We start from the raw sequence: 24,013 nt of genomic DNA, 5'->3' as shown, positions 1-24,013 counted from the left end.
GAGGGATAACACGTGGGTCAAAAGGTAAATCCAGTCGGACTCCGAATCGGTATTATTCGCGATTGGGAATCTAAATGGTATGCAGGCAAAGATTTCGGTACTCTTTTAATGGAAGACGTCAAAATCCGGGAATACCTTAAAGGCAAGTTGAAGGATTCCGCTGTTTCCCGCATCGAGATTGAAAGAGCGGCAAGCCGCGTGAACGTTACGATTCACACAGCTAAACCAGGCATGGTAATTGGTAAAGGCGGAGCAGAAGTAGAAGTACTTCGCAGTGCAGTTACAACTATCGCCGGCGGCAAAAAAGTGCACATCAACATCAATGAAATCAAACACCCTGAGCTGGATGCAATTCTGGTTGCTGAGAGTATTGCACAACAATTGGAACGCCGTGTATCGTTCCGCCGTGCTCTGAAACAAGCAATTCAAAGAACAATGCGTTCCGGTGCAAAGGGAATTAAAACTCAAGTAGGCGGACGTCTTGGCGGCGCTGAGATTGCCCGTTCAGAAGGTTATAGCGAAGGAACAGTTCCACTTCATACGCTTCGTGCCGATATCGATTACGGAACGGCTGAAGCACATACTACTTATGGCCGTATCGGCGTAAAAGTATGGATCTACCGTGGAGAAGTTCTTCCCCCAGCTAAGAAACAAGCTGCTCAGGAAGGAGGCAACTAATCATGTTGGTACCAAAACGCGTTAAACACCGCAAGCAACAACGCGGTCACATGAGGGGGATGGCAAAGGGCGGCACTGAGCTGAACTTCGGCGAATATGGCCTGCAAGCTTTGGAGCCATCTTGGATCACTAACCGTCAGATCGAAGCTGCCCGTATTGCAATGACACGTTACATCAAACGTGGTGGTCAGGTTTGGATCAAGATTTTCCCGGATAAGCCTATTACTCAGAAGCCTCTCGAGGTTCGTATGGGTAGTGGTAAAGGTAACGTTGAGAAATGGGTAGCCGTAGTTAAACCGGGCAAGATTATGTTCGAACTCGGAGGCGTGTCGGAAGAAATCGCTCGTGAAGCGATGCGTCTTGCCGCTCACAAGCTGCCTGTAAAGACTAAGTTTGTGAAACGTGAAGAATTGGGTGGTGAAGCAAATGAAAGCTAATGAACTTCGCAACTTAACCACTGCCGAGATTGAACAGAAGATCGCCGGTTTCAAAGAAGAACTCTTCAATCTCCGTTTTCAATTGGCGACTGGCCAACTGGATAACCCGACTCGGATTCGTGACGTGCGCAGGGAAATAGCTCGTGCTAAAACCGTTATCCATCAAAGAGTACTTGGGATTAGTTAAGTGACGGCGGATTTATAATCCGTAATCAGGAAGGAGGCTAACTATGAGCGAAGAACGTAATGCACGTAAAGTGCTGATCGGTAAAGTAGTCAGCGACAAAATGGATAAGACCATCGTAATTGCTGTTGAAACCTATAAAAAGCACAATCTGTATCACAAACGCATCAAGTCCACGAAGAAATTCAAGGCACATGATGAAGAGAACATTGCAAAGATCGGTGATACTGTTAAAGTCATGGAAACTCGTCCGTTGTCCAAGGACAAACGCTGGAGACTTGTTGAAGTGGTAGAAGCAGCGGTTATCATCTAAGACGACCTATGAAGCTTGATCGGAAGGAGGAAATTAATAATGATTCAACCATTTACACGTTTGCATGTGGCTGACAACTCTGGTGCGAAGGAACTGATGTGTATCCGCGTACTGGGTGGTACCGGACGCCGTACAGCAGCAATCGGTGATTTGATCGTTTGTTCCGTTAAACAAGCAACACCAGGCGGCGTTGTCAAAAAAGGTGATGTTGTTAAAGCGGTGGTTGTACGTACGAAACGTTCCGTTCGCCGTAAAGATGGCTCTTACATCGCATTCGACGAAAACGCAGCTGTTGTGGTTAAAGACGACAGAAGCCCGCGCGGAACACGTATCTTCGGACCAGTTGCTCGCGAACTTCGCGATAAAGACTACATGAAGATCGTTTCCTTGGCACCGGAAGTAATCTAAACACTACCCCAAAAAGTGACGAAAGGCTTCGAAGCTGATTCCGAGTACTTTTCGGGGGCCCCAGAAGATTTGATCGTGCCCCAAAAAGTGTCATAGGAGGTGTAATAAATGCCTAGAGTGAAAAAAGTTCTGGAATCCCACAACAATAAACTGCACGTGAAGAAGGATGATGTGGTGCTTGTGATCAGCGGGAAAGACAAAGGTAAAAAAGGCCGTGTCATCGCTGCTTATCCTCGTCAAAACCGCGTCCTGGTAGAAGGCGTGAACATGGTGAAAAAACACCAGAAGCCGAACCAGTTGAATCCGCAGGGTGGAATCATCGAGCAAGAAGCTTCGATTCATGTGTCCAACGTAATGCACATTGATCCGAAGAGCGGTAAAGTTACCCGTATTGGTTACAAAGTGCTCGATAACGGTAAAAAGGTTCGGGTAGCTAAGAGATCCGGAGAGATTATCGACTAATACAGTCCTAAAGAAAGGAGGTAAATCTTCATGGCGGCAAGAATGAAAGAACGTTTTCTGAATGAAATCACACCTGCTTTGATGCAGAAGTTCAACTATACAACTGTTATGCAGGTACCTAAGATCGAGAAGATCGTCATCAACATGGGTGTGGGTGATGCTGTTCAAAACTCCAAGGTGCTTGATGCTGCAGTTAACGATATGCAACTGATCGCTGGTCAAAAGCCGGTAATCACCAAAGCAAAGAAATCCATCGCCGGCTTCAAACTGCGCGAAAACATGCCGATCGGGGTTAAAGTAACATTGCGCGGAGAGCGCATGTATTACTTCCTGGACAAATTGCTTAACGTAACACTTCCGCGCGTTCGTGACTTCCGCGGGGTTTCGACTAAATCTTTTGACGGTCGCGGTAACTATACACTTGGTCTTAAGGATCAATTGATTTTTCCCGAAATCGAATATGATAAAGTTGACAAAGCACGCGGTATGGACATCGTAATTGTAACAACTGCTAAGACGGATGAGGAATCCCGTGAGCTTCTGGCTCAGCTGGGAATGCCTTTCACAAAATAAGGACGGTTCATCCATTTCTCCGAAAATGTTTAGGAGGTGTCAGGCTAAGTGGCAAAAACTTCAATGAAAGTTAAACAACAACGCGAGCCCAAGTTCAAAGTACGTGCTTATACACGTTGCGAGCGTTGCGGTCGTCCACATTCGGTACTGCAAAAGTTCAAAATTTGCAGAATTTGTTTCCGTGAGTTAGCTTATAAAGGCCAGATTCCTGGCGTGAAAAAAGCAAGTTGGTAAGAAGTTTATAAACGGGAAGGAGGTTTACACACATGACTATGTCTGATCCTATCGCAGATATGCTTACTCGTATTCGTAACGCCAACACTGTGCGTCACGAGACGGTAGAAATGCCTGCTTCGACAATGAAAAAACAAATCGCGGACATCCTGAAGCGTGAAGGTTTCATCCGTGATGCTGAATTCGTTGAAGACAGCAAACAGGGGATTATCCGTATCTTCTTGAAATACGGCCCGAACCAGGAGCGCGTTATCTCCGGTCTTAAAAGAATCAGTAAACCAGGCCTTCGCGTTTACACGAAGAGCAATGAAGTGCCTCGTGTACTCGGCGGCCTTGGAATCGCGATTATCTCCACATCTAAAGGAGTTATGACCGACAAAGAAGCTCGTCAATCAAAATCGGGCGGAGAAGTTGTCTGCTACATTTGGTAATAAACGTCACAAGATAAGGAGGTGCAACACATGTCTCGTATTGGTCGCAAACCAATCGCAGTACCTAGCGGTGTAGATGTCACTTTGGACAACGCCGTTATTACAGTAAAAGGTCCAAAAGGCACTTTGACTCGTGAGCTTCATAAAGACATGAAGGTTACAGTTGAAAATAACGAAATTACCGTTGTTCGCCCGTCGGACAACAAATTGCATCGTTCACTTCACGGCACAACCCGCTCCGTTGTCAACAACATGGTTAGCGGTGTGACTGAAGGGTTCTCGAAATCTCTGGAGCTGGTTGGGGTCGGATATCGTGCAAGCAAATCCGGAGATAAAATCGTACTGAACGTCGGCTACTCCCACCCGGTTGAAATTTCACCGGAAGCGGGCATTGAGTTCGAGGTTCCTGCGAACACGAAGATCATCGTTAAAGGTATCGACAAAGAACGCGTCGGCGCTTATGCTGCCAAGATCCGTTCCGTACGTGAACCTGAGCCATACAAAGGTAAAGGCATCAAATATGAAGGCGAGCGTATCATCCGCAAGGAAGGTAAAGCCGGTAAGAAGAAATAACCGGATTGATCTTAATTGTAAGATACCCCGTGCATCTTAAAGTGAAGCTGTTTACGGCAAACTGAAGGGAGTGAAAGGGAAGTCATGATTACAAAAGAAGATAAAAACAAGGCTCGCCTCAAAAGACACCTGCGTGTTCGCAAGAAAATCCAGGGTACTGCTGAGCGTCCGCGTTTGAACGTGTTCCGTTCTTCGAAACACATCTACGCTCAACTGATCGATGACGTGACAGGCGTTACTATCGTATCTGCCTCTACACTGGACAAAGATCTGAGCGCTACTATCGGTAATGGCGGCAGCGTTGAAGCTGCAAGCAAAGTGGGTCAATTGATCGCTGAGCGTGCTAAGGAAAAAGGATACGCTGTGGTTGTATTTGACCGCGGAGGCTACTTGTACCATGGACGGATTCAAGCATTGGCAAACGCAGCCCGCGAAGCTGGTCTTGAATTCTAGAATATTTCTAAAAAGGAGGTTAACGACTTGCGTGTAGATCCGAACAGTTTAGAACTGACAGAAAGAGTTGTACACATTAACCGTGTTGCAAAAGTTGTAAAAGGCGGACGCCGTTTCAGCTTTAGCGCACTTGTTGTTGTGGGCGACGGCAACGGCTACGTCGGTGCTGGGATCGGTAAAGCCGGCGAAGTTCCGGATGCCATCCGTAAAGGCATTGAAGACGCCAAGAAAAACCTGATTCACATTCCAATCGTAGGAACTTCGATCCCCCATCTGGTTACTGGACATTTCGGCGCAGGACGCGTGCTGCTGAAACCAGCATCGGAAGGTACTGGCGTTATTGCCGGCGGTCCTGTTCGTGCGGTGTTGGAATTGGCAGGCGTTGGCGACATCTTGACAAAATCTTTGGGTTCTTCGAATTCCATGAACATGGTCAATGCAACTTTGGAGGGACTTTCCCGTCTGAAACGCATTGAAGAGGTCGCGAAGCTTCGCGGCAAATCTGTCGAAGAACTGCGCGGTTAAGGAGGGGAACGTCAATGGCAAAATTGCAAATCACCCTCGTACGCAGCGTAATCGGACGTCCGGAAACACAACGTGTTACTGTTAAGACGCTCGGCCTGCGTAAAACCAACTCGTCAGTGGTTCACAATGATACTCCTGCGATTCGCGGAATGATCAACAAAGTGAGTCACCTGTTATCCGTTACTGAAATTGAGGGCTAAACGCCTCGCATAAATTAACAAATATAAGGAGGTGCAAACGATGAAGTTACATGAACTTGCTCCAGCTCCAGGTTCACGCAAAGAACGCAACCGCGTTGGCCGTGGCCCTAGTAGCGGGAACGGTAAAACTTCCGGCCGCGGTCATAAGGGGCAAAACTCCCGTTCCGGCGGCGGTGTTCGTCCAGGCTTCGAAGGTGGACAAAACCCGCTCTATCGTCGTCTGCCTAAACGTGGTTTCATCAATCCTACCCGTAAAGAGTATGCGATTGTGAACCTTGAAGATCTGAACAGCTTTGCTGAAGGAACTGAAGTGACTCCACAGTTGCTGCTTGAAACTGGTGTTGTCAAAAATTCCAAAAGCGGCATTAAGATCCTCGGTAATGGCGAACTGGCCGTTAAATTGACTGTACAAGCAAATAAGTTCTCTCAATCTGCGGTAGAGAAAATCGAGGCTGCCGGCGGTAAAACCGAGGTGATCTAATGTTCAAGACGCTTAAGAATATATGGCATGTTGAAGATTTGCGCAAAAAGATCCTGTTTACCCTGTTCGTTCTGATCATTTACCGCATCGGTTCGTTTGTACCGGTTCCCGGTGTGAACAAAGAAGTACTGGAATCAGCAAATCAAAGCGGAGACGCTTTGATGGGTCTTTTGAACACCTTCTCGGGCGGAGCGCTCAAAAACTTTTCGATATTTGCGATCAGTATCTATCCGTACATCACAGCGTCCATCATCGTGCAATTGCTCTCCATGGATGTTGTTCCTAAGTTTGCTGAATGGGCTAAACAAGGGGAGCACGGAAAGAAACAACTGGCGCAAATTACACGTTACGGCACAGTAGTGCTAGGTTTGATTCAAGCGTTTGCCACATCTATCGGTTTTAACCGGATTTATGGCACAGAGATGATTCCTAATGCAACCTTTGCAGATTACCTGCTCATTGCGATCATTTTGACGGCTGGTACATCATTCCTGATGTGGCTGGGTGAGCAGATTACGGAAAAGGGAATAGGAAACGGGATTTCGATCCTGATTTTTGCGGGAATCGTCGCAGCCATCCCGGGATATATCACGACTACGGCACAATCAAACTTTATTCAGCCGGATCAGGTGTTCCTGAATATTCTTAAAGTCGTTATTGTTCTGATTGTGATTGTGGCGATTGTTGTCGGAGTTATCTTCGTACAGCAGGGAATCCGAAAAATTCCTGTACAATACGCCAAGCGCGTCGTCGGTAACAAAATGTATGGTGGACAGAATACACATATTCCGCTCAAGATTAATGCGGCTGGTGTAATCCCGGTTATCTTCGCGGTTTCACTGCTTCAATTTCCGATTGTAATCTCGAGCTTTTGGTCAACGCATGAATGGGCTAAGTGGATCACTAATAATCTTGCTCATGATAAGCCGCTAGGTATGGTCCTCTATGTGATCATGATCATCGGATTTACGTTCTTCTACACATTTGTCCAGATGAACCCTCAGCAAATGGCTGACAACATGAAAAAGAATGGTGGTTACATTCCTGGTATCCGTCCAGGTAAAGCAACCGAGAAGTATTTGACCAGAGTTATGTCACGCCTGACGATGTCCGGTGCACTTTTTCTGGCCGTTATTTCTATCATGCCTGTACTCTTCGGTTCTCTGTCCGGTTTGCCCCGGCAGGTGCAGATTGGCGGTACAGCGCTGTTGATCGTGGTCGGCGTAGCGCTGGATACGATGAAGCAGATCGAGAGCCAATTGATCAAACGCCACTACAAAGGCTTCATCAATAAATAGTCGATAGGTTCCGGCGAAGCATGGACGCTCAGACTTCCCGGCACCTATTGTGCTGTTTCTTGCTTGGTGGCGAACTTTTGGGGGGAGAAGAGAAATCGTGAACATTTTATTCATGGGCCCTCCTGGGGCGGGCAAGGGAACACAGGCAGCTGTAGTTGTACAAGAGTTGGGGATTCCTCATATTTCGACTGGCGATGCTTTCCGCTTGGCAATCAAGCAAGGCACACCCGTGGGACTTAAGGCCAAATCTTATATTGATCAAGGCTTGCTTGTACCTGATGATGTGACCATTGGAATTGTTGAAGAACGGCTGCAGCAGTCCGATTGCGAAAAAGGTTTCTTATTGGATGGCTTTCCAAGAACCCTTTCGCAAGCGGAAGCGCTGGGAGATATTTTGAGCCGCTTGAACCGTTCCCTGGATCATGTAATCAACTTGAATGTGGACCGTGGACTGCTGATGGCGCGTCTTACCGGACGCCGGATCTGTACCGTTTGCGGAACATCCTACCACTTGATTTTTAACCCGCCGAAGCAAGAAGGCATTTGCGACATTGATGGCGGTGAATTGTATCAACGTCCGGATGACAATGAAGAAAGTGTAGGCAAGCGTCTGGACGAGTATGATAATAAGACAGCGCCGCTGCTTGCGTTTTATGACAATAAAGGTCTTGTGCGTCAGGTGAACGGAGAAAACGAAATCAATGTCGTTTCTTCCGAAATCGTATCTTTGCTGCGAGGTTAGTGTAATGATCATTTGTAAATCCGAACAGGAACTTGCCTTTATGAGGGAAGCTGGTCGAATTGTTGCCGAGAGTCACCGTCTGATTGCTGAGGCTATCCAGCCAGGCATTACGACCGGAGAACTCGACAGAATCGCCGATCAATACATTCGCAGTCAAGGTGCTGTGCCGTCTTTCAAAGGCTACAACGGTTTTCCTGCCAGCATTTGCGCTTCAGTCAACGAACAATTGGTGCATGGATTTCCGGGTAAGCGTAAACTGGTCGAAGGCGATATCGTAACGCTGGACATCGGTGCAGAGTACCGCGGTTATCACGGTGATTCCGCCTGGACCTACGGGGTGGGCAGCATTTCCGAAGAGGCCCAGCGCCTGCTGGACGTCACGGAAGGCTCCTTGTACGCGGGACTGGCTTTAGTTAAACCGGACGTGCGCTTGTTTACAATCTCCCATGCCATTCAGCAATACATTGAGGCTGCCGGATTCTCCGTCGTGCGCGAGTATGTTGGTCATGGCATTGGGGCAGAACTGCATGAAGAACCGCAAATTCCGAATTATGGCATAGCGGACCGCGGACCGCGTCTGAAGCCGGGTATGGTGCTCGCGATTGAGCCGATGGTGAACGCTGGGGACAGATATGTCAGAACGCTGGAAGATAACTGGACGGTCGTTACGGTAGACGGTTCATTGTGTGCTCATTTTGAGCATACAGTAGCGGTTACACCGGACGGCATGGAAATTTTCACGAAACTGAATGCGTAGGTGATCTTCACGTGAATACTGGGGGAAGCCCGCAGATTGGTCAATTAGTGAGAATTCTCAAAGGCAAGGATGCCGGAGAGATTGCCGTTGTTATCGCAGTTGTGGATAGCAGATTTGTATATATTGCCGATGGGGACAAACGCAAGTTTGATGGGCCGAAGAAGAAGAATATTCAGCATTTGGAGCTCATACCCTTCATCAGCAGTGAGATTGTGAACAGTTTGGAAGAAACCGGCCGGGTGACAAACGGAAAGCTGCGTTTTGCAGTCACGAAGTACGGTGCACCGGCTGGAAAAAGTGCCAATGAGAAAGGAGACTAACTGTGGCTAAGGAAGATGTCATTGAAGTGGAAGGTACGGTCATTGAACCGTTGCCGAATGCAACGTTTAAGGTAGAGCTTGAGAACGGTCATCAAATACTTGCCCATGTGTCCGGGAAATTGCGGATGCACTTTATCCGTATCCTAACCGGGGACAAAGTGGTCGTGCAGTTATCGCCTTATGATTTATCAAAAGGTCGTATAACTTACCGTAAATAGATGGGAACTACAACAAAAGTTTTGCTTCGCAAAACTTTGAGGAGGTAATTAACATGAAGGTAAGACCTTCTGTAAAGCCCATTTGCGAGAAATGCAAAGTCATCCGCCGCAAAGGGACTGTTATGGTAATTTGCGAAAATCCGAAGCACAAACAAAAACAAGGTTAAGAAGGGGGTGTAGCGTAAAATGGCTCGTATAGCTGGAGTGGATTTGCCACGTGATAAACGCGTTGAGATCGCCTTGACTTATATTTTCGGAATCGGTAAAACGACTTCCCAGAAAATTCTTAAAGAAACAGGCATTGACGTTAACACACGTGTCCGTGATTTGACGGAAGATGAAGTCAGCAAATTGCGTGAAATGATCGACAAGTCAGTTAAGGTTGAAGGTGACCTGCGTCGTGAAATTTCCTTGAATATTAAACGTCTTACTGAGATCGGCTGTTACCGCGGTGTTCGTCACCGTCGTGGATTGCCTGTTCGCGGTCAACGTACCAAAACGAATGCCCGTACCCGGAAAGGCCCGCGTCGTACGGTAGCAAACAAAAAGAAATAAGAAGGGGTGATAAGAGACAATGGCTAAACCGAAAAAAGTCGTACGTACCAAACGTCGCGACCGTAAAAATATTGAGAGCGGCGTGGCACATATTCGTTCCACGTTCAACAACACTATCGTTACGATCACGGATCCTCACGGAAATGCAATTTCCTGGGCAAGCTCCGGCGGTCAAGGATTTAAAGGTTCCCGTAAGTCGACTCCATTTGCAGCGCAAATGGCAGCCGAATCTGCAGCAAAAGCAGCTATGGAACACGGCATGAAGTCCGTTGAAGTTATGGTTAAAGGACCGGGCGCGGGCCGCGAAGCAGCCATCCGTTCCCTTCAGGCCGCCGGCCTTGAAGTAAACCTCATTAAAGACGTAACTCCGGTTCCTCATAATGGATGCCGTCCGCCGAAGCGTCGCCGCGTATAGTGAAATCAGAATTGTGATTGTGGTATAATTCTGACGCATCTGCTAATAATAGGTGTTTAGGCATACTACATGATACACCTGATGGGGTGACAGTTTCATATAGGAGCGACGTTTGAAGGAGGGGTACACTCGTGATAGAAATCGAAAAGCCGAAGATTGAGACCGTAGAAGCCAATGATGAAGGAACCTATGGGAAATTCGTAGTTGAACCACTGGAACGTGGATATGGCACGACTCTGGGGAACTCGCTTCGCCGGATCTTGCTTTCCTCGCTTCCGGGAGCCGCAGTGACTTCGGTCCAAATTGATGGCGTTCTGCATGAGTTTTCGACCATTCCCGGTGTAATGGAAGATGTGACGGAGATCATTTTGAACCTTAAGGCTCTTTCCCTGAAAATTCATTCAGACGAAGAGAAAGTGTTCGAGATTGATGCTGAAGGTGAAGGCATCGTTACCGCAGGTGATATCCGTGCGGACAGCGATGTTGAGATCCTGAATCCGGATCTTCATATTGCAACGCTGGGACCTGGCGCGAGACTTCACATGCGAATTTTTGCAGGCCGTGGCCGCGGTTACGTTCAAGCGGACCGTAACAAACGCGACGATCAGCCCATCGGCGTTATTCCGGTGGATTCCATCTATACGCCTATCTCCCGTGTGAATTATGGCATCGACAACACTCGTGTAGGTCAAGTGACCAACTACGACAAGCTGACGATGGAAATTTGGACGGATGGCAGTATCAGACCGGAAGAGGCTGTTAGCCTGGGAGCCAAAATTTTGAACGAGCACCTCGTTTTGTTCGTAGGACTTACGGATGAAGCGAAAGACGCTGAAATTATGGTTGAAAAAGAAGAAGACAAAAAAGAAAAAGTGCTTGAGATGACAATCGAAGAGCTTGACCTTTCAGTACGTTCTTACAACTGTCTCAAACGTGCCGGTATTAATACCGTGCAGGAGCTGACTACGAAAACCGAAGAAGATATGATGAAGGTCCGCAACCTTGGCCGCAAATCTTTGGAAGAAGTTCAAGAGAAGCTCGAGGAACTTGGTTTAGGACTCCGTACAGAAGAATAGCTGGCAGATTGCTTGAGTAAAGGAGGGAAAACAAATGGCATACCAAAAATTGGGCCGTGATTCCAGTGCTCGCAAAGCTTTGTTCCGCGACATGGTAACGGATCTGTTTCTTTATGAGCGCATCCAAACAACAGAAGCAAAAGCGAAGGAAGTTCGTTCCATCGCTGAAAAGCTGATTACTAAAGCCAAAAAAGGCGATCTTCATGCTCGCCGTCAAGTAGCAGCATTTGTCCGCCGTGAGACTGTTGACGGTGAACAGGATGCAATTCAAAAATTGTTCTCTGATATTGCTCCTCGCTACACAGAGCGTCCAGGCGGATACACCCGTATCCTGAAGCTGGGACCTCGTCGCGGCGACGCTGCGCCTATGGTTTATCTTGAACTGGTAGACCGCGCGTAGGATTACAAGTATGATTTCCGGATGTACCCCTTAGCGCACATGCTCTTTAGTGGTATGGGCAAAGAAGTATTAACGTTATTGTGCTGCAGGGGCACTTAGGCCCTGCCGTACAATATCCGCGGGAATCACCTTGTATAGAGTAGAAGGAGCTCCCGCCGGGGCTCTTTTTTTTTGACGGTGAACAGCAGTTGCGGGTTGGAACAGTTGAAAGGAAGAACGGTATGCGTAATCTGTTGATGAAGGTCAATTATGACGGAACCCGGTATGATGGCTTTCAGACCCAGCCTCAGGGCAATACGATTCAGGACCATCTGGAACATGCCATACTGCATCTGACCGGCGAGGCGCTCAAGATTACGGGCTCAGGAAGGACAGATGCGGGTGTGCATGCGTATGGCCAGCCGTTTAACTTCCAGACCTCATCCAAAATTCCGCTCGAGCGCTGGTGCCTGGCTCTGAATGCCCGGCTGCCGCAGGATATCGTGGTCACTGAAGCGCGGGAGGTCCCGCTTGAGTTCCACTCACGCAGAGGGGCTAAACGCAAAACCTACCGGTATACGATTAACGGCAACCGGTTCCCGGACCCTTTCCAGCGGCGCTGGCAGCATCATCATCCGGTTAAGCTGGATATTCCGGCTATGCAGCAGGGCTTGGCCCATATTGTGGGCACGCACGACTTCACATCATTCGCGTCAAGGAAGTCTACGAAGACCTCTCATGTGCGGACGGTTTTTGAGGCCCATATGGAGATTGACCGCAGTATGTGCTGCAGCGGATATTCAGACCAGGGGGTTATTCATACTTATATTACGGGCAGCGGCTTTCTGCAGCATATGGTCCGCATAATTATGGGTACGCTGATTCATGTGGGTGAAGGCAAGATTCGAGCGGAGGCGGTTGCCGATATTCTGGCAGCCTGCGACCGTGCGGCGGCAGGACCTACGGCTGTGGCTAAGGGCTTGGCACTGTGGAGCGTGGAATATGACGAGGCGGAATTCTAGGCGTTCAGCCATTTGTTTTTTGAAAAAAATATACGCTGAATGTTAGAAATTACTTGCACTAGTTATGTTTATGCTGTAATATAAAAGTTGTGTTTTCTTGATGGCTATCCCACAGCCCCGATCAGGAAAATGCCAAAAACAAGCTTTTTTTAACTCACATAATCGTAATTCAATGAGAACTTAGATATACGAAACAGATGATTTTCGTACGAGAACAAGGAGGAAACATTCATGCGTACCACCTATATGGCGAAGCCGAACGAAGTTGAACGCAATTGGCATATTATTGATGCCGAAGGCAAAACACTTGGTCGTTTGGCAAGCGAAGCCGCTGCTTTGATCCGTGGCAAACATAAACCGCAATTCACTCCACATGTTGATACTGGAGATTTCGTAATTGTGATCAACGCTGAGAAGATTCATCTGACAGGCAAGAAATTGCAAAACAAGAAATACTACCGTCACTCGATGCACCCGGGCGGCTTGAAAGTTACTGTTGCTGAGGATCTGCTGAAGACTAAACCCGAACGCGTCATCGAATCCGCCGTACACGGCATGATTCCGAAGACCCGCCAAGGGGATCACATGAAGCTGAGACTCAAAGTATATGCAGGCGCCGAGCATCCACATGCAGCACAAAAACCTGAAGTTTACGAACTTCGCGGATAAGAATAGAGGAGGACAGTTTCATGGCACAAGTACAATACTATGGGACAGGTCGTCGTAAACATTCGGTAGCACGTGTTCGCCTTGTACCGGGTGAAGGACGCATTGTCATTAACAAACGTGAGATGGACGAATATTTCGGTGTGGAAACACTTAAGATGATCGTCAAACAACCTTTGAACCTGACGGAAACTCTGGGCAACTATGATGTAATCGTTCTTGCACACGGTGGCGGCATTTCGGGTCAAGCTGGAGCAATTCGTCATGGGATTTCCCGTGCGTTGCTGAAAGTTGATCCTGAATACCGCGGAGCTCTAAAAAAAGCCGGCTTCCTGACACGTGACCCACGTATGAAGGAACGTAAGAAATACGGCCTCAAGGCTGCACGTCGTGCGCCTCAGTTCTCGAAACGTTAAAAACTGCATTGCATCAACGGATTTCAGCCCTTGGCCTTTATGGCCAGGGGCTTTAATTTTATCATTAGAAAACGCTGTGACCTTATTTCATCTGCGTGTTCTCAGCCATTCCTGTGCTATATCCTTTTGAATATTTACAGGGTATAATTGCAGCCAATGAGGTGTTTTCATTGGGAGAGTATTTATTCGTATTAATTGTCGGTATGGCAGCAGGAGCAATCAGCGGCATCGTAGGGACGGGATCGTCGATCATGCTGCTTCCGGTTCTGGTTATTTCTTTTGGCCCTAAGCAAGCCGTTCCCATTATGGCTGTTGCAGCTGTTATGGCAAACGTATCAAGAGTGGTTGCTTGGAGGAGAGAAATTGATTGGAAAGCTTTTGCCGCATATTCAATGACTGGAATACCTGCGGCGGCGGCAGGGGCAAAAGTCTTGCTGGATTTACCCATACGCTTCATTGATGTGGGTCTTGGGATTTTCTTTTTGGCTATGATTCCCTTTAGACACTGGCTTGCTGCGAAAAACATAAAGATACGTCTTTCGCAGCTTGCTTTGGCTGGAGGCATCATAGGTTTTTTGACAGGTATAGTACTCTCCACAGGCCCGCTTAGTGTCCCGGCGTTTACATTTTATGGATTGGCCAGAGGGGCCTTTCTTTCTACAGAAGCTGCAAGCTCACTTGCTCTTTATGTCAGCAAGGTTGCAACCTTCGGTGGGTTAGGCGCTCTTTCGGCAGATGTAATCATACAGGGGCTTATAGTAGGCAGTTCGCTGACTGTTGGGACTTTTTTGGCCAAAAATATTGTTCGAAAAATGAGTATTGGCTCATTCCGATATGTGCTGGATGTTCTTTTGGCATGCTCTGGGGTTTCAATGCTTTGGACTGCGTTTTTTTGAAAAGACAAGAATTTAATGTTTCACGCTATAAATTAGCCTTATCTTTCTCACTGAAACAGCGTCCTTATAAGGACGGCGAAGCCATTTCCGCTTGTCTGAGCTTTTTAGTAGGCTTTACATACATTCATGCCTGATTTGGCCCTGCCGGATAACGCTGGGGTCTTTTTTTATGCTTACAAGCTTCTGGACAGCAGCGGGAGCTTTGCTTCTAGTCAAAACTTTTACCCAAAATGGATAAAACTATTGACTTCAGCCCTGTATGTCTTATACTATTCCATATAAGATTAGTTGGGATTAACGGGCGCTGAATGCTGATGACTGCTTTTGAGATACCAGGATGGAGGAATAGAATAATGAATTTACTGGAGAAAGAGGATTTGATTAAAGTAAAGGCTGAGGAACTGGAAAATGCCGCGCCAGAGGAGATTATCCGATGGGCCGTAGAAACCTTTCCTAATATAACTTTTGCCTGCAGCTTTGGAGCCGAAGATGTAGTGCTTGTAGATATGATCCAGAAGGTCAGCCCGTCTACTGACGTTTTCTATCTGGATACGGATTATCATTTTAAGGAAACGTATGAAACCAGAGACGTCATGGCTGAAAAATACGGCATGGAATTCGTCCGCGTGTCACCGCAGATTACTCCGGAAGAGCAAGCGGTTCAGTATGGCGAGGCACTATGGAATACCGATCCCAACCAATGCTGTGCAATTCGCAAGGTAGAGCCGCTAACCCGGATTCTTTCGCAATATGATGCCTGGATTACAGGAATCCGCCGTGACCAGGCACCCACACGCGCCAATGCCAAAAAAGTCGAATATGATAATAAGTTCGGTCTTGTCAAGTTTAATCCGATTGCGAACTGGACCTCTGAGGATGTCTGGAATTATATCCGTGAGAACGATGTTGTGTACAACCCGCTGCATGACCGTAATTTCCCGAGTATCGGCTGCGAGCAGTGCACACGGGCAGTTATGCCTGGCGAAGATCCGCGCGCGGGCAGATGGGCCGGTTCGGACAAGACAGAATGCGGGCTGCATAAATAGGGACAGAATTCGAAATGCACAGAAGGAGAGAACCTAGATGACTTCAATACTTCCTCATGGTGGAACACTGATACAGCGTGTCGCGGAAGGGACACACAGAGAAGAACTGCTTCGGCAGGCTTCGGGCCACAAATCAATTTCCGTGAACACCTGGACCTTATCAGATCTGGATTTGATCGGGGTAGGTGCGTTTTCTCCGCTTACCGGCTTTTTGAATGAAGAGGATTACCTGTCTGTTGTTAAAAGCATGCGTCTCTCGGATGGTACTGTATGGAGTATCCCTGTAACATTGTCTGTAGAAGATGAAGCGGCCTCCGGGCTTGCTGTGGGTGATACAGTATCGCTGATAGGTGATGAAGACGGAGTTATATATGGATTGCTCGACATTGAGAGCATTTATAGCGTAGATCAGCAGCTTGAAGCGCAGAATGTGTTCAAAACGGCTGACCCTGCACATCCAGGCGTTAGCAAATTGCTGGCTAGACCGACAACCTATGTGGGAGGCCCCATTACCGTTCTGAATCGTCCGCAGCCGCAAAAATTCGGAGAGTTTTACTTTGACCCCTCCGAGACGCGTCAAATCTTTGCTGAGAAAGGCTGGAGAACCGTTGTAGGCTTTCAGACACGCAATCCGGTACACCGTGCACACGAGTACATTCAGAAATGTGCTATGGAGGTTGTAGATGCGCTGTTTCTTAATCCCTTGGTGGGTGAGACTAAATCTGACGATGTCCCTGCCGATGTGCGCATGAAGAGCTATCTTGCTCTGCTGGAGAACTATTATCCGGAAGACCGCACCTTTCTTGGTGTATTTCCCGCTGCCATGCGTTATGCCGGACCACGGGAAGCGATCTTTCACGCGATGGTGCGCAAGAATTACGGTTGTACTCATTTTATTGTCGGCCGTGATCATGCGGGTGTGGGGGATTACTACGGGACCTACGAAGCGCAAGAGATTTTCTCGAATTTTACGGCTGATGAGCTGGGGATTTCCCCGTTGTTTTTCGAGCACAGCTTTTTCTGCGTGAAATGCGGGAATATGGCTTCCAGCAAAACCTGCCCGCATCCAGGCGACCAGCATCTGACACTCTCCGGTACGAAGGTGCGTGCGCTGCTGCGGGATGGCAAATGCCCTCCTCCCGAATTCACACGCCCGGAAGTTGCGGAAATTCTCATTGAAGGAATGTCGGCGGAAGTTACTGCACAATCCTAAACAGCCAGTACTAATTGGCCTTCTTGTCCCATATAGATGAGTAGAATCTATCGGGACGAGGGGGTCTTTGTTATGTCTGGCCGAAAGCAGGGGGAAGTCTCGGTCTGGATCTCATGGAGCAGCATCAAAAAAAGCATGTTGGGCGCTGTCCTGCTGGCGGTAATGATCGGCATTATCGCCTACGATATGCCAACCGCCAAAACGCTGAATTACTGGAGCCTGCCGTTGTCCGGCAAAGTGATTGCCATCGATGCCGGCCATGGCGGTCCGGATGGGGGGGCGGTCAGCCGGGAGGGCCTGATTGAGAAGGACATCAACCTATCGGTTTCTCTGTATCTGCGGGATTACTTGCAGCAGGCAGGAGCAATAGTGGTCATGACCCGTGAAGGGGATTATGACCTGGCCCAGCAGGATACCAAGGGCTATTCCAAACGCAAGACAGAAGATCTGAAGCAGCGGGTAAGAAGTATTGAAGAAAAGGGGGCCGATCTGTTTATAAGCGTGCATATGAACAGTGTGCCTTCGGGACGCTGGAGCGGAGCCCAGACCTTCTACTACCCAAACAACGAAGGGAACAAAGCATTAGCGGGTTTTGTGCAGGATGAACTCAAGGCCACCCTTGGGAATACCGACCGGGTAGCCAAGACCGTGAATACCGTATACTTGCTGAAGGCTCTGAAAATGCCCGCCGCGCTTGTGGAAGTGGGTTTCCTCTCACACCCTGAGGAGTCAGCTTTGCTTGGAGACGATGTCTATCAGCGGAAGGTAGCCACCAGCATCTACCGCGGGATTCTGCGTTACACCTCGGAGCAGCCTTAACCGGTTATTACGCATCGGCGGAAGGGTAATGTTATAATAGATCAAAATACCGGTACCTTACCCGTCCGGAGAGGAAAAAGAGGTGTTTTCCATGCTGACCAGGGAACAAATCCAGGAATTATTGCAGCCGCTTACCGACCCGGAATCCGGAAAAAGCCTTATTGAATTGCAGCTGATCCGCGATATCATGGTCAAGGAAGACCGGATCTCACTTTCAATCGTATGTCCGGATACCGAAGAGAAAAGCCGCATGGAGCTTGAACAGAAAGTGCGGGATCTGCTGGATGAGGGTGGCGCGGCCAATGTTCATATCCGGCTGCGCGATGCCACCGATTATGAGCGCGCTATTCTTCGCGGAGAGAGCACGGAGGACAAGCCGCAACGGGAACAAGGGGAGACGCTGAAAGGGCATGCAGCGGGTCTTGAGGGGCATCAGCTGATCAGCGAGAACTCGGGTGTGAGCTTCATCGCGATTGCCAGCGGCAAGGGTGGAGTGGGCAAGTCGACAGTAACGGTCAATCTGGCAGTTGCACTGGCCAGGAAAGGCAAAAAAGTCGGGCTTATTGACGCGGATATCTACGGCTTCAGCATTCCGGATATGATGGGGATTGAGGAAGGCCCGATTGTAGAAGAAGGCACCATTATTCCTGTTGAACGTTTCGGAGTGAAAGTCATGTCCATGGGCTTTTTTATCCGTGAGAATAGCCCTGTGATTTGGAGGGGGCCGATGCTCGGCAAAATGCTGCGCCAGTTCTTCAGCGATGTCGGCTGGGGAGAACTTGATTACATGCTGCTTGATCTGCCTCCGGGTACAGGCGATGTGGCGCTGGATGTCCATCAGATGCTGCCGCACAGCAAGGAGATTATTGTTACTACCCCGCATGCGACAGCAGCCTTTGTGGCAGCCAGAGCCGGTTCAATGGCGCTGCAGACCGACCATGAGGTCCTGGGAGTCATTGAGAACATGGCCTATTATGAATGCTCCTCCTGCGGCAAGAAGGATTATATCTTCGGCCGGGGAGGCGGTGCCAGACTGGCGGAGACCCTGCACACGGAATTGCTTGCACAGATACCGCTCGGCGCGCCTGACAATCACATATCCGAACCGGACTTCTCGCCGTCTGTGTATAAGGCCGAGACTGCAACCGCACAGCTGTTCGCTGAGATTGCTGACAAGCTGATCATCCGATACGAGAGTAAGGAGTAAACCAAAAAGAGGCCGCGCCCTAGGGTACGCCTCTTTTTCTTGAACCTAAATCAGGAGCCTGAATCATCACTGCTTTGCTTTTGACTGTCGCCGCCGCTTCCCTGGTCCTGTCCTTCTTGTTCCCCTTCTTTTTCAACCTTAGGCTGCAGCTCGTCCTGCACTACCGTTTTTAAAAGATCGAGCACTTCCATTCGGAACAATGGATTTTGCATCGCTTCCTGCATGATAGTCATGGATTGCTTGCGGTAATCTGAGGTTTTGGTAAGATCAAGGAACATTTTCATCATTTCGGGTGATTTCATGATTTCTGCGACCGACTTTTGGTACGATGGATCTTTGATTAATTGAAGGTGAAGCTCTTTGCTTTGAGAATTGATTGCTTTGGCGAAGTCTCCTGCAAACTGCGGATCTGTCATAATCTTTTCGATTTCCTTCTGGTACTCCGGTGCCGTGATTGTATCCTTTACTGCGATCCGAATTTGCTCGGTGGTTTGCAGCGGCATCATTTTCATGCTTAATCCGCTGACACTGCTTCCTTCTGACCCTGAGCTTGGGGTGGACAGAGCTTCCTCGACCGCTTTTTTCCCCTCTTCGCTTTTTAATATATCTACAACCATGGTCTTCATTTCCTTATAGCTGCCTTGTCCGGAAGAGGAACTGCTCTGTTCACTTCCGCAGGCCGTTAGAGCCACTGTCATGCAGAGCAAGAAGCCTCCGGTCCACAAAGTCCTCCATTTCATTGGCGCTGCCCTCCTTTATGGGATTCCTGCATGTAGTATGCCGCAGCGGCACACTTTTATGTTATGCCGCAATGGTTTTTTGGCGGTAAGCTTGGTAAAATAAATCTGACACGCGGGAGGTGAACAGGCTGAATATAAGGAAATGGTTTTATTTATTCTGGACCACGCTTTTGATCGGGTCGGGAGGGGCGGTTATCGCCGGCTTGGCGCTGCAGACAGTGAACGGGCGTATTGATTTTAAAAGCACAGCCGATTCCTTGGTCTATCCGCTGATTCTTTTGGGCTATGGCATGCTTGTCAGCGTTTACGCGCAGCTGGGGTTCTTCGCATATCTGATCCTGAATTATATGGGAATCGGGGTTTTCCCCCGGAGGAGCTGGCAGTACATTCAGATGGTGCTGTCTGCCCTGGCGTTGCTTGAACTGATTTTCCTGCGCACCTTTGTGGGTGAAGGCAGAAATGTCCTCTCTGATTTGCTTTTGGGCCTCGGAATTCTGCTTACTGCCATTATTGTTACTTACTTCAAAGTGCGGAGCACGAATATTTCAGCCTGGATTCCTACCTTTTTCTTTATGACAGCGATCACCATAGTGGAAATTATCGGCGTGCTCCGTATAGGAGTAGACAGTGCCACTGTATTTATTGTGATCCCGCTGCTTGCCTGCAATGCATTCCAAATACTGATGCTGCACCGTATCTTGAAGCCTGTTTCCGCATAAAGAAATGCAGCAAATAACCCCGCTCCTCTATCAAGAGAAGTCGGGGTTTTATCGAAAATATAAGGATTTTTAGACCATCCCGAATGGGACGGCATAGCGTTTCTTCTTGATACGATTAAAATCAGCGGCACCAGGTTAATCTTAAAGGACAGTCTGCATAACTAAGAAGGTTCAAAACCTTAAGGAGGGGAATATATGAACATCAAGCGCTATATGATAAAAGACACAAGCGAATCCATCCTGAAAAAACTCGATCCCGACGAGAGCGGTGATTTCAAATCCAAAGAGGAAGCTGAAGCCAAAATGGCAAAGCTCAAGGAGCGTCTCGCCGAACTGCAGGATATTCTTTTTGCCCAGAAAAAGCATTCCCTGCTGGTTATTCTTCAAGGGATGGACTCCAGCGGGAAGGATGGAACGGTCAAGCACATTTTTTCCGGCATTAATCCCCAGGGGTTTATAGTTACCAGCTTCAAGAAGCCTTCCCTGGAGGAAGAAGCTCATGATTTTCTGTGGAGAGTGCACATGAAAACACCGCCCAAAGGCTATATCGCTGCCTTCAACCGCTCGCATTATGAGGATGTTCTGGTCCCCCGCGTGCATGGCAATCTGAAAAAAGAAGAGATGAAGCGCCGCTTCCGCTACATCCGCGAGTTTGAGGGAATGCTTGCGGAAGAAGGCACAACGATTATCAAGCTCTTTCTGCATATCTCCAAGGATAAACAGCTTGAAAAAATCCAGGAACGGCTGCACGACCCGACCAAGCATTGGAAATTCGACGCCAGTGATTTGCAGGAACGGGAGTACTGGGATGATTATCAAGCGGCATATGAAGATGTATTCAAGGAGAGCAGTATTGACAAAGCCCCCTGGTACTGGATTCCGGCGAACCGCCGATGGTACCGCAATTATCTGGCTTTAGCCATCGTAGTCAAGACACTGGAGGGCCTTGATCTGAGTTATCCGAAGCTGGATACCCCCACACCCGATATTTCGGAGCTCATTTCCCCACGACACTAAAAAGCTTGTTTCAAGTTAACCATGAAGAACTGCGTCACTGTATATTTATAGTCCCGCAGCATCCTCTAACCCTTCATTCAGCATAGCGGAATCACGGACCTCCGTACCTTCGGCACTGCTTTGGCTGATCAGTTCGGATACAGTGACAAATTCATAGCCTTGGCTGCGCAGCTTATCGATAATAAGCGGAAGGGCTTCATGCGTCTGCTTGCAGGAATCACTGGCGTGCAAAAGCACAATATCACCGGGATGCGCCTTGCTGGTCACGCGGTTCACAATATTGTCCACACCGATGTTTTTCCAGTCCAGCGAATCAGTATCCCATTGGATAACCTTATAGCCCAGATCGCCAGCTACCTGAAGTACTCTTTTGTCAAAATCCCCATTGGGCATCCGGATCAAGTTAGGCTCTTTGCCGGTTAGCTCGGTCAGCACAGTATGGGCAGTTGTAATTTGGGTCTTAATTTCCTCATTGCTCAGCGTGCTGTAGTTCACATGCTTGTGCCCGTGGCTGCCGATTTCGTACCCTGCGTCTTTAATGCTTGTGACAATTTCCGGATGCGTTTTGCTCCAGGGCGAAGACAGGAAAAAAGTCGCTTTATCCACCTTCTTGTCCTCGAGCACTTTTAAAATGGGTTCTGGCCGTTTCTCTCCCCAGCTGATGTCAAACGTTAAAGCAATGAGCTTCTTCTCCGTCGGCACGCTGTAAATGGCGGAAGGGGCCGTTTCAGAAAAAACGGTGATATTGCCTCTCTCGACATAGACGACACCGGCAGCAAGAAGCGCAGCGGCAAAGATGTAGAAGAACCGTTTTATCTTTTTGCCGCTGAATACATAAAAAGAATTCATAATGTCAGCGCTCCTCTCCCATGCGAAATGCTTGTTTGTTCTAAATGTATGCTCGTACAGGACGCTTATGACCGTATATATGTCCAACCATACTTTCAGGAGGTAATTATGTTGTCATTCTCCAATTTTGCCAGAGATTTATTTACGATACGCAAAGCCTTGCTGCTCGCTCTTATATTATTTGCCGCAGGAGGAGTGATGGGATGGATGGGTACCGGCAGTCTGCAACGACTGTTGTCCCAGCAGTTAGAGGGTCTAAGTGAAATCAGCGGCAGCCTCAAGGAAGCCTCACATCCGCAGTGGAGTTTTTTTCAATTTATATTTCTGAACAACAGCATCAAAGGCGTGCTTATTATCTTCCTTGGCGCGATATTTGGAATACTGCCGGCACTTTTTCTATTGATTAATGGCGCGGTGATCGGCTATCTGATTCATTTGTCTGCGCTGCAGGGGCTGGATTTGTTTGAGCTTATTGTTAAGGGACTGCTTCCGCATGGGATTATTGAAATACCGGCGATTATCATCGCATGCGCGTTTGGGTTGCAGTTTGGCTGGAAAGTTATCTCCGATTTGTTCAGCTCTGCTGCCACCAGAGAACAGAGAAGCGGTGCATGGCCAATCTTTATGCGTCAAACCCTAAGGGCTTCCATATGGACAGTTATTCTGCTGTTCGTGGCTGCGGTCATTGAGAGTACAATTACATTTTCACTTTTATCATAAAATTTCAGAGAAATGAGCATAACATTAAAGCCATTAAATTTTGGGATTGCCAGGGAGTTGCAATCGTGGAGCCGTAGAAAGCCATAAAGGAATTTTTTTATAATTATGGTTACAGATACGATGCTCCGGTTAATCTAGTGTAAGTGGATATATTACACAGCTTTCCCCATTCAATGGACTATCTTCTATTGCACAAGCACCGGCATTTAAGGATTTTGTTGAATTTAATTTCATGAAGGAGGCCAAGCATATGCTGGGAATGTTGTTCAACGAGAAGGAGTGCAAAGAGCTGGATTATGTGTTGCGTAAAGAGCTGGATGAAATGCTCCTTGATTTAAGTGATCAACGCTTGGACCAAAATATCAGGCATGCCATTGCCAACCGATATAAAACGGTGTTCCGTATGTACGCGCGGTTTGCCCCCCAGAAAGAGCTTTCGAAATACGCATGGGGAGGACGTTATTCTCAGACTAAACATTAGAGGATTTGTTTTTAACTTAATAGGTTGACTAAAAGGGAGCCGCTGTGATACATTATATCTCGCGCTCCTTTTCATTGTTTTGAAGAGCAGCTGACGGCAGGAAAAGATGAAAATTATTTTTGAAAAAAACTTGCCAAACGCTTGGGCGCTGTGATATATTATAAAGGTCGCTGCTGAGACACGGTGATGAACGGAAAACGAGATATTGATCTTTGAAAACTGAACAACGAGTGAGTATCGGAATTCACTTCGGTGATTCCAAAACCGGTGGGTTTCACAGCGTCTTGGACGCTTGAGGAATTCATCAAGAGAATATTTTATTCTCGTCAGATGTTTCAAAATGAGCAATCGCTCTTTCTGAATACCAATTTGGAGAGTTTGATCCTGGCTCAGGACGAACGCTGGCGGCGTGCCTAATACATGCAAGTCGAGCGGAGCAGGAATGGAAGCTTGCTTCCATTCCTGCTTAGCGGCGGACGGGTGAGTAACA

38 protein-coding genes and 1 rRNA gene are annotated in these 24,013 nt (G+C 48.0%); 37 read left to right on the top strand and 2 right to left on the bottom strand.

Annotated elements, in window-relative coordinates; translation table 11 throughout:
- The first annotated feature begins 12 nt into the window (after positions 1-12).
- From rpsC to HYD27_RS25280, 32 genes are all read left to right on the top strand, one after another.
- Positions 13-678: a 30S ribosomal protein S3 gene (gene rpsC, locus HYD27_RS25435; protein WP_219219872.1), complete on the top strand. Its 666-nt coding sequence runs from the start codon at positions 13-15 to the stop codon at positions 676-678.
- Positions 679-680: 2 nt separating this feature from the next.
- Positions 681-1,115: a 50S ribosomal protein L16 gene (gene rplP, locus HYD27_RS25430; RefSeq protein ID WP_219219870.1), complete on the top strand. Its 435-nt coding sequence runs from the start codon at positions 681-683 to the stop codon at positions 1,113-1,115.
- Positions 1,105-1,302, top strand: coding sequence for a 50S ribosomal protein L29 (gene rpmC / locus HYD27_RS25425; protein ID WP_219219856.1), 198 nt, complete (start codon positions 1,105-1,107; stop codon positions 1,300-1,302). Before rplP ends, rpmC begins: the two co-directional genes overlap by 11 nt.
- Before the next feature lie 43 nt (positions 1,303-1,345).
- Entirely contained in the window at positions 1,346-1,612 is a 267-nt protein-coding gene (gene rpsQ, locus HYD27_RS25420; protein WP_219219853.1) for a 30S ribosomal protein S17, read from the top strand.
- Between the two features lie 39 nt (positions 1,613-1,651).
- Positions 1,652-2,020: a 50S ribosomal protein L14 gene (gene rplN, locus HYD27_RS25415; protein WP_019908234.1), complete on the top strand. Its 369-nt coding sequence runs from the start codon at positions 1,652-1,654 to the stop codon at positions 2,018-2,020.
- A 108-nt stretch (positions 2,021-2,128) separates the two neighbouring features.
- Entirely contained in the window at positions 2,129-2,482 is a 354-nt protein-coding gene (gene rplX, locus HYD27_RS25410; protein WP_219219851.1) for a 50S ribosomal protein L24, read from the top strand.
- Between the two features lie 30 nt (positions 2,483-2,512).
- Positions 2,513-3,055 (top strand): 50S ribosomal protein L5, encoded by a 543-nt coding sequence (rplE, locus tag HYD27_RS25405; RefSeq protein ID WP_219219849.1) that lies wholly within the window; start codon positions 2,513-2,515, stop codon positions 3,053-3,055.
- A gap of 48 nt (positions 3,056-3,103) precedes the next feature.
- Positions 3,104-3,289, top strand: coding sequence for a type Z 30S ribosomal protein S14 (locus tag HYD27_RS25400; protein ID WP_036589425.1), 186 nt, complete (start codon positions 3,104-3,106; stop codon positions 3,287-3,289).
- A gap of 32 nt (positions 3,290-3,321) precedes the next feature.
- A complete protein-coding gene (gene rpsH / locus HYD27_RS25395) occupies positions 3,322-3,720 on the top strand; it encodes a 30S ribosomal protein S8 (RefSeq protein ID WP_019908239.1) in 399 nt (132 codons plus the stop codon).
- Between the two features lie 30 nt (positions 3,721-3,750).
- Positions 3,751-4,293, top strand: coding sequence for a 50S ribosomal protein L6 (rplF, locus tag HYD27_RS25390; RefSeq protein ID WP_219219847.1), 543 nt, complete (start codon positions 3,751-3,753; stop codon positions 4,291-4,293).
- Between the two features lie 84 nt (positions 4,294-4,377).
- Entirely contained in the window at positions 4,378-4,746 is a 369-nt protein-coding gene (rplR, locus tag HYD27_RS25385) for a 50S ribosomal protein L18 (RefSeq protein ID WP_219219845.1), read from the top strand.
- 27 nt (positions 4,747-4,773) lie between these two features.
- Complete coding sequence (rpsE, locus tag HYD27_RS25380; RefSeq protein WP_036652980.1) at positions 4,774-5,271, top strand: 30S ribosomal protein S5; 498 nt, start codon at positions 4,774-4,776, stop codon at positions 5,269-5,271.
- Between the two features lie 14 nt (positions 5,272-5,285).
- Positions 5,286-5,471 carry a 50S ribosomal protein L30 gene (gene rpmD / locus HYD27_RS25375; protein WP_019908243.1) on the top strand — a complete coding sequence of 62 codons (186 nt, stop codon included), beginning with the start codon at positions 5,286-5,288 and terminating at the stop codon, positions 5,469-5,471.
- Positions 5,472-5,511: 40 nt separating this feature from the next.
- Entirely contained in the window at positions 5,512-5,952 is a 441-nt protein-coding gene (gene rplO, locus HYD27_RS25370; protein WP_019908244.1) for a 50S ribosomal protein L15, read from the top strand.
- A complete protein-coding gene (gene secY / locus HYD27_RS25365) occupies positions 5,952-7,250 on the top strand; it encodes a preprotein translocase subunit SecY (protein ID WP_219219843.1) in 1,299 nt (432 codons plus the stop codon). Before rplO ends, secY begins: the two co-directional genes overlap by 1 nt.
- A 97-nt stretch (positions 7,251-7,347) precedes the next feature.
- Positions 7,348-7,992, top strand: coding sequence for an adenylate kinase (locus HYD27_RS25360; protein ID WP_219219841.1), 645 nt, complete (start codon positions 7,348-7,350; stop codon positions 7,990-7,992).
- Between the two features lie 4 nt (positions 7,993-7,996).
- Complete coding sequence (gene map / locus HYD27_RS25355; protein ID WP_219219840.1) at positions 7,997-8,749, top strand: type I methionyl aminopeptidase; 753 nt, start codon at positions 7,997-7,999, stop codon at positions 8,747-8,749.
- An 11-nt stretch (positions 8,750-8,760) separates the two neighbouring features.
- Positions 8,761-9,069, top strand: a complete 309-nt coding sequence (locus tag HYD27_RS25350) for a KOW domain-containing RNA-binding protein (protein ID WP_219219837.1) — start codon at positions 8,761-8,763, stop codon at positions 9,067-9,069.
- 2 nt (positions 9,070-9,071) lie between these two features.
- Positions 9,072-9,287: a translation initiation factor IF-1 gene (infA, locus tag HYD27_RS25345; RefSeq protein ID WP_018753971.1), complete on the top strand. Its 216-nt coding sequence runs from the start codon at positions 9,072-9,074 to the stop codon at positions 9,285-9,287.
- Positions 9,288-9,340: 53 nt separating this feature from the next.
- Entirely contained in the window at positions 9,341-9,454 is a 114-nt protein-coding gene (rpmJ, locus tag HYD27_RS25340; protein WP_003322638.1) for a 50S ribosomal protein L36, read from the top strand.
- Between the two features lie 19 nt (positions 9,455-9,473).
- Positions 9,474-9,842, top strand: a complete 369-nt coding sequence (gene rpsM / locus HYD27_RS25335; RefSeq protein WP_219219835.1) for a 30S ribosomal protein S13 — start codon at positions 9,474-9,476, stop codon at positions 9,840-9,842.
- 19 nt (positions 9,843-9,861) lie between these two features.
- Positions 9,862-10,257, top strand: coding sequence for a 30S ribosomal protein S11 (gene rpsK / locus HYD27_RS25330; protein ID WP_019908251.1), 396 nt, complete (start codon positions 9,862-9,864; stop codon positions 10,255-10,257).
- A gap of 131 nt (positions 10,258-10,388) precedes the next feature.
- Positions 10,389-11,333, top strand: a complete 945-nt coding sequence (locus tag HYD27_RS25325) for a DNA-directed RNA polymerase subunit alpha (protein ID WP_219219833.1) — start codon at positions 10,389-10,391, stop codon at positions 11,331-11,333.
- 34 nt (positions 11,334-11,367) lie between these two features.
- Positions 11,368-11,733, top strand: a complete 366-nt coding sequence (gene rplQ, locus HYD27_RS25320) for a 50S ribosomal protein L17 (protein ID WP_019908254.1) — start codon at positions 11,368-11,370, stop codon at positions 11,731-11,733.
- A 221-nt stretch (positions 11,734-11,954) separates the two neighbouring features.
- The gene (gene truA, locus HYD27_RS25315; protein WP_219219831.1) at positions 11,955-12,734 is read left to right on the top strand and encodes a tRNA pseudouridine(38-40) synthase TruA; all 780 of its coding nucleotides are present in this window, start codon (positions 11,955-11,957) and stop codon (positions 12,732-12,734) included.
- A gap of 231 nt (positions 12,735-12,965) precedes the next feature.
- The gene (rplM, locus tag HYD27_RS25310; RefSeq protein ID WP_020427049.1) at positions 12,966-13,403 is read left to right on the top strand and encodes a 50S ribosomal protein L13; all 438 of its coding nucleotides are present in this window, start codon (positions 12,966-12,968) and stop codon (positions 13,401-13,403) included.
- 20 nt (positions 13,404-13,423) lie between these two features.
- A complete protein-coding gene (gene rpsI, locus HYD27_RS25305) occupies positions 13,424-13,816 on the top strand; it encodes a 30S ribosomal protein S9 (protein ID WP_025706574.1) in 393 nt (130 codons plus the stop codon).
- Between the two features lie 170 nt (positions 13,817-13,986).
- Positions 13,987-14,712 (top strand): sulfite exporter TauE/SafE family protein, encoded by a 726-nt coding sequence (locus tag HYD27_RS25300; RefSeq protein WP_219219829.1) that lies wholly within the window; start codon positions 13,987-13,989, stop codon positions 14,710-14,712.
- A gap of 353 nt (positions 14,713-15,065) precedes the next feature.
- Positions 15,066-15,758, top strand: coding sequence for a phosphoadenylyl-sulfate reductase (locus tag HYD27_RS25295; protein ID WP_219219827.1), 693 nt, complete (start codon positions 15,066-15,068; stop codon positions 15,756-15,758).
- Positions 15,759-15,795: 37 nt separating this feature from the next.
- A complete protein-coding gene (sat, locus tag HYD27_RS25290) occupies positions 15,796-16,971 on the top strand; it encodes a sulfate adenylyltransferase (RefSeq protein WP_219219825.1) in 1,176 nt (391 codons plus the stop codon).
- Positions 16,972-17,043: 72 nt separating this feature from the next.
- A complete protein-coding gene (cwlD, locus tag HYD27_RS25285) occupies positions 17,044-17,790 on the top strand; it encodes an N-acetylmuramoyl-L-alanine amidase CwlD (protein WP_219219823.1) in 747 nt (248 codons plus the stop codon).
- Between the two features lie 91 nt (positions 17,791-17,881).
- Positions 17,882-18,997 carry an Mrp/NBP35 family ATP-binding protein gene (locus tag HYD27_RS25280; RefSeq protein ID WP_219219820.1) on the top strand — a complete coding sequence of 372 codons (1,116 nt, stop codon included), beginning with the start codon at positions 17,882-17,884 and terminating at the stop codon, positions 18,995-18,997.
- A gap of 50 nt (positions 18,998-19,047) precedes the next feature.
- Here HYD27_RS25280 and gerD read toward each other — a convergent pair whose 3' ends face one another.
- The gene (gerD, locus tag HYD27_RS25275; protein WP_219219819.1) at positions 19,048-19,737 is read right to left on the bottom strand and encodes a spore germination lipoprotein GerD; all 690 of its coding nucleotides are present in this window, start codon (positions 19,735-19,737) and stop codon (positions 19,048-19,050) included.
- Positions 19,738-19,907: 170 nt separating this feature from the next.
- Here gerD and HYD27_RS25270 point away from each other — a divergent pair, with 170 nt between their 5' ends.
- Complete coding sequence (locus HYD27_RS25270) at positions 19,908-20,456, top strand: KinB-signaling pathway activation protein (protein ID WP_375373944.1); 549 nt, start codon at positions 19,908-19,910, stop codon at positions 20,454-20,456.
- A gap of 195 nt (positions 20,457-20,651) precedes the next feature.
- Positions 20,652-21,473 carry a PPK2 family polyphosphate kinase gene (locus tag HYD27_RS25265; RefSeq protein WP_219219817.1) on the top strand — a complete coding sequence of 274 codons (822 nt, stop codon included), beginning with the start codon at positions 20,652-20,654 and terminating at the stop codon, positions 21,471-21,473.
- Positions 21,474-21,518: 45 nt separating this feature from the next.
- On the opposite strand, the gene pdaB is transcribed toward HYD27_RS25265, so the two are convergent.
- Complete coding sequence (gene pdaB, locus HYD27_RS25260; protein ID WP_219219815.1) at positions 21,519-22,322, bottom strand: polysaccharide deacetylase family sporulation protein PdaB; 804 nt, start codon at positions 22,320-22,322, stop codon at positions 21,519-21,521.
- Positions 22,323-22,433: 111 nt separating this feature from the next.
- Here pdaB and HYD27_RS25255 point away from each other — a divergent pair, with 111 nt between their 5' ends.
- The 3 genes from HYD27_RS25255 to HYD27_RS25245 all read left to right on the top strand — a co-directional run.
- Complete coding sequence (locus HYD27_RS25255) at positions 22,434-23,042, top strand: stage II sporulation protein M (protein WP_375373943.1); 609 nt, start codon at positions 22,434-22,436, stop codon at positions 23,040-23,042.
- A 250-nt stretch (positions 23,043-23,292) separates the two neighbouring features.
- Complete coding sequence (locus HYD27_RS25250) at positions 23,293-23,523, top strand: hypothetical protein (RefSeq protein WP_219219811.1); 231 nt, start codon at positions 23,293-23,295, stop codon at positions 23,521-23,523.
- A 366-nt stretch (positions 23,524-23,889) separates the two neighbouring features.
- A 16S ribosomal RNA gene (locus HYD27_RS25245) occupies positions 23,890-24,013 on the top strand; the annotation flags it as partial.

This window comes from Paenibacillus sp. S150 (genome assembly GCF_019352175.1).
Lineage (GTDB): Bacteria > Bacillota > Bacilli > Paenibacillales > Paenibacillaceae > Paenibacillus_AQ.
This window is presented reverse-complemented; position numbering and strand designations above follow the sequence as displayed.

What these genes read in the sequence shown, in the direction of transcription:
- rplP (WP_219219870.1), top strand. Translation starts at nt 681, where the DNA reads ATGTTGGTACCAAAACGCGTTAAACACCGCAAGCAACAACGCGGTCAC.
- rpmC (WP_219219856.1), top strand. Translation starts at nt 1,105, where the DNA reads ATGAAAGCTAATGAACTTCGCAACTTAACCACTGCCGAGATTGAACAG.
- rpsQ (WP_219219853.1), top strand. Translation starts at nt 1,346, where the DNA reads ATGAGCGAAGAACGTAATGCACGTAAAGTGCTGATCGGTAAAGTAGTC.
- rplN (WP_019908234.1), top strand. Translation starts at nt 1,652, where the DNA reads ATGATTCAACCATTTACACGTTTGCATGTGGCTGACAACTCTGGTGCG.
- rplX (WP_219219851.1), top strand. Translation starts at nt 2,129, where the DNA reads ATGCCTAGAGTGAAAAAAGTTCTGGAATCCCACAACAATAAACTGCAC.
- rplE (WP_219219849.1), top strand. Translation starts at nt 2,513, where the DNA reads ATGGCGGCAAGAATGAAAGAACGTTTTCTGAATGAAATCACACCTGCT.
- rpsH (WP_019908239.1), top strand. Translation starts at nt 3,322, where the DNA reads ATGACTATGTCTGATCCTATCGCAGATATGCTTACTCGTATTCGTAAC.
- rplF (WP_219219847.1), top strand. Translation starts at nt 3,751, where the DNA reads ATGTCTCGTATTGGTCGCAAACCAATCGCAGTACCTAGCGGTGTAGAT.
- rplR (WP_219219845.1), top strand. Translation starts at nt 4,378, where the DNA reads ATGATTACAAAAGAAGATAAAAACAAGGCTCGCCTCAAAAGACACCTG.
- rpmD (WP_019908243.1), top strand. Translation starts at nt 5,286, where the DNA reads ATGGCAAAATTGCAAATCACCCTCGTACGCAGCGTAATCGGACGTCCG.
- rplO (WP_019908244.1), top strand. Translation starts at nt 5,512, where the DNA reads ATGAAGTTACATGAACTTGCTCCAGCTCCAGGTTCACGCAAAGAACGC.
- secY (WP_219219843.1), top strand. Translation starts at nt 5,952, where the DNA reads ATGTTCAAGACGCTTAAGAATATATGGCATGTTGAAGATTTGCGCAAA.
- map (WP_219219840.1), top strand. Translation starts at nt 7,997, where the DNA reads ATGATCATTTGTAAATCCGAACAGGAACTTGCCTTTATGAGGGAAGCT.
- rpmJ (WP_003322638.1), top strand. Translation starts at nt 9,341, where the DNA reads ATGAAGGTAAGACCTTCTGTAAAGCCCATTTGCGAGAAATGCAAAGTC.
- rpsM (WP_219219835.1), top strand. Translation starts at nt 9,474, where the DNA reads ATGGCTCGTATAGCTGGAGTGGATTTGCCACGTGATAAACGCGTTGAG.
- rpsK (WP_019908251.1), top strand. Translation starts at nt 9,862, where the DNA reads ATGGCTAAACCGAAAAAAGTCGTACGTACCAAACGTCGCGACCGTAAA.
- rplQ (WP_019908254.1), top strand. Translation starts at nt 11,368, where the DNA reads ATGGCATACCAAAAATTGGGCCGTGATTCCAGTGCTCGCAAAGCTTTG.
- truA (WP_219219831.1), top strand. Translation starts at nt 11,955, where the DNA reads ATGCGTAATCTGTTGATGAAGGTCAATTATGACGGAACCCGGTATGAT.
- rplM (WP_020427049.1), top strand. Translation starts at nt 12,966, where the DNA reads ATGCGTACCACCTATATGGCGAAGCCGAACGAAGTTGAACGCAATTGG.
- rpsI (WP_025706574.1), top strand. Translation starts at nt 13,424, where the DNA reads ATGGCACAAGTACAATACTATGGGACAGGTCGTCGTAAACATTCGGTA.
- HYD27_RS25295 (WP_219219827.1), top strand. Translation starts at nt 15,066, where the DNA reads ATGAATTTACTGGAGAAAGAGGATTTGATTAAAGTAAAGGCTGAGGAA.
- sat (WP_219219825.1), top strand. Translation starts at nt 15,796, where the DNA reads ATGACTTCAATACTTCCTCATGGTGGAACACTGATACAGCGTGTCGCG.
- cwlD (WP_219219823.1), top strand. Translation starts at nt 17,044, where the DNA reads ATGTCTGGCCGAAAGCAGGGGGAAGTCTCGGTCTGGATCTCATGGAGC.
- HYD27_RS25280 (WP_219219820.1), top strand. Translation starts at nt 17,882, where the DNA reads ATGCTGACCAGGGAACAAATCCAGGAATTATTGCAGCCGCTTACCGAC.
- gerD (WP_219219819.1), bottom strand. Translation starts at nt 19,737, where the DNA reads ATGAAATGGAGGACTTTGTGGACCGGAGGCTTCTTGCTCTGCATGACA.
- HYD27_RS25265 (WP_219219817.1), top strand. Translation starts at nt 20,652, where the DNA reads ATGAACATCAAGCGCTATATGATAAAAGACACAAGCGAATCCATCCTG.
- pdaB (WP_219219815.1), bottom strand. Translation starts at nt 22,322, where the DNA reads ATGAATTCTTTTTATGTATTCAGCGGCAAAAAGATAAAACGGTTCTTC.
- HYD27_RS25250 (WP_219219811.1), top strand. Translation starts at nt 23,293, where the DNA reads ATGCTGGGAATGTTGTTCAACGAGAAGGAGTGCAAAGAGCTGGATTAT.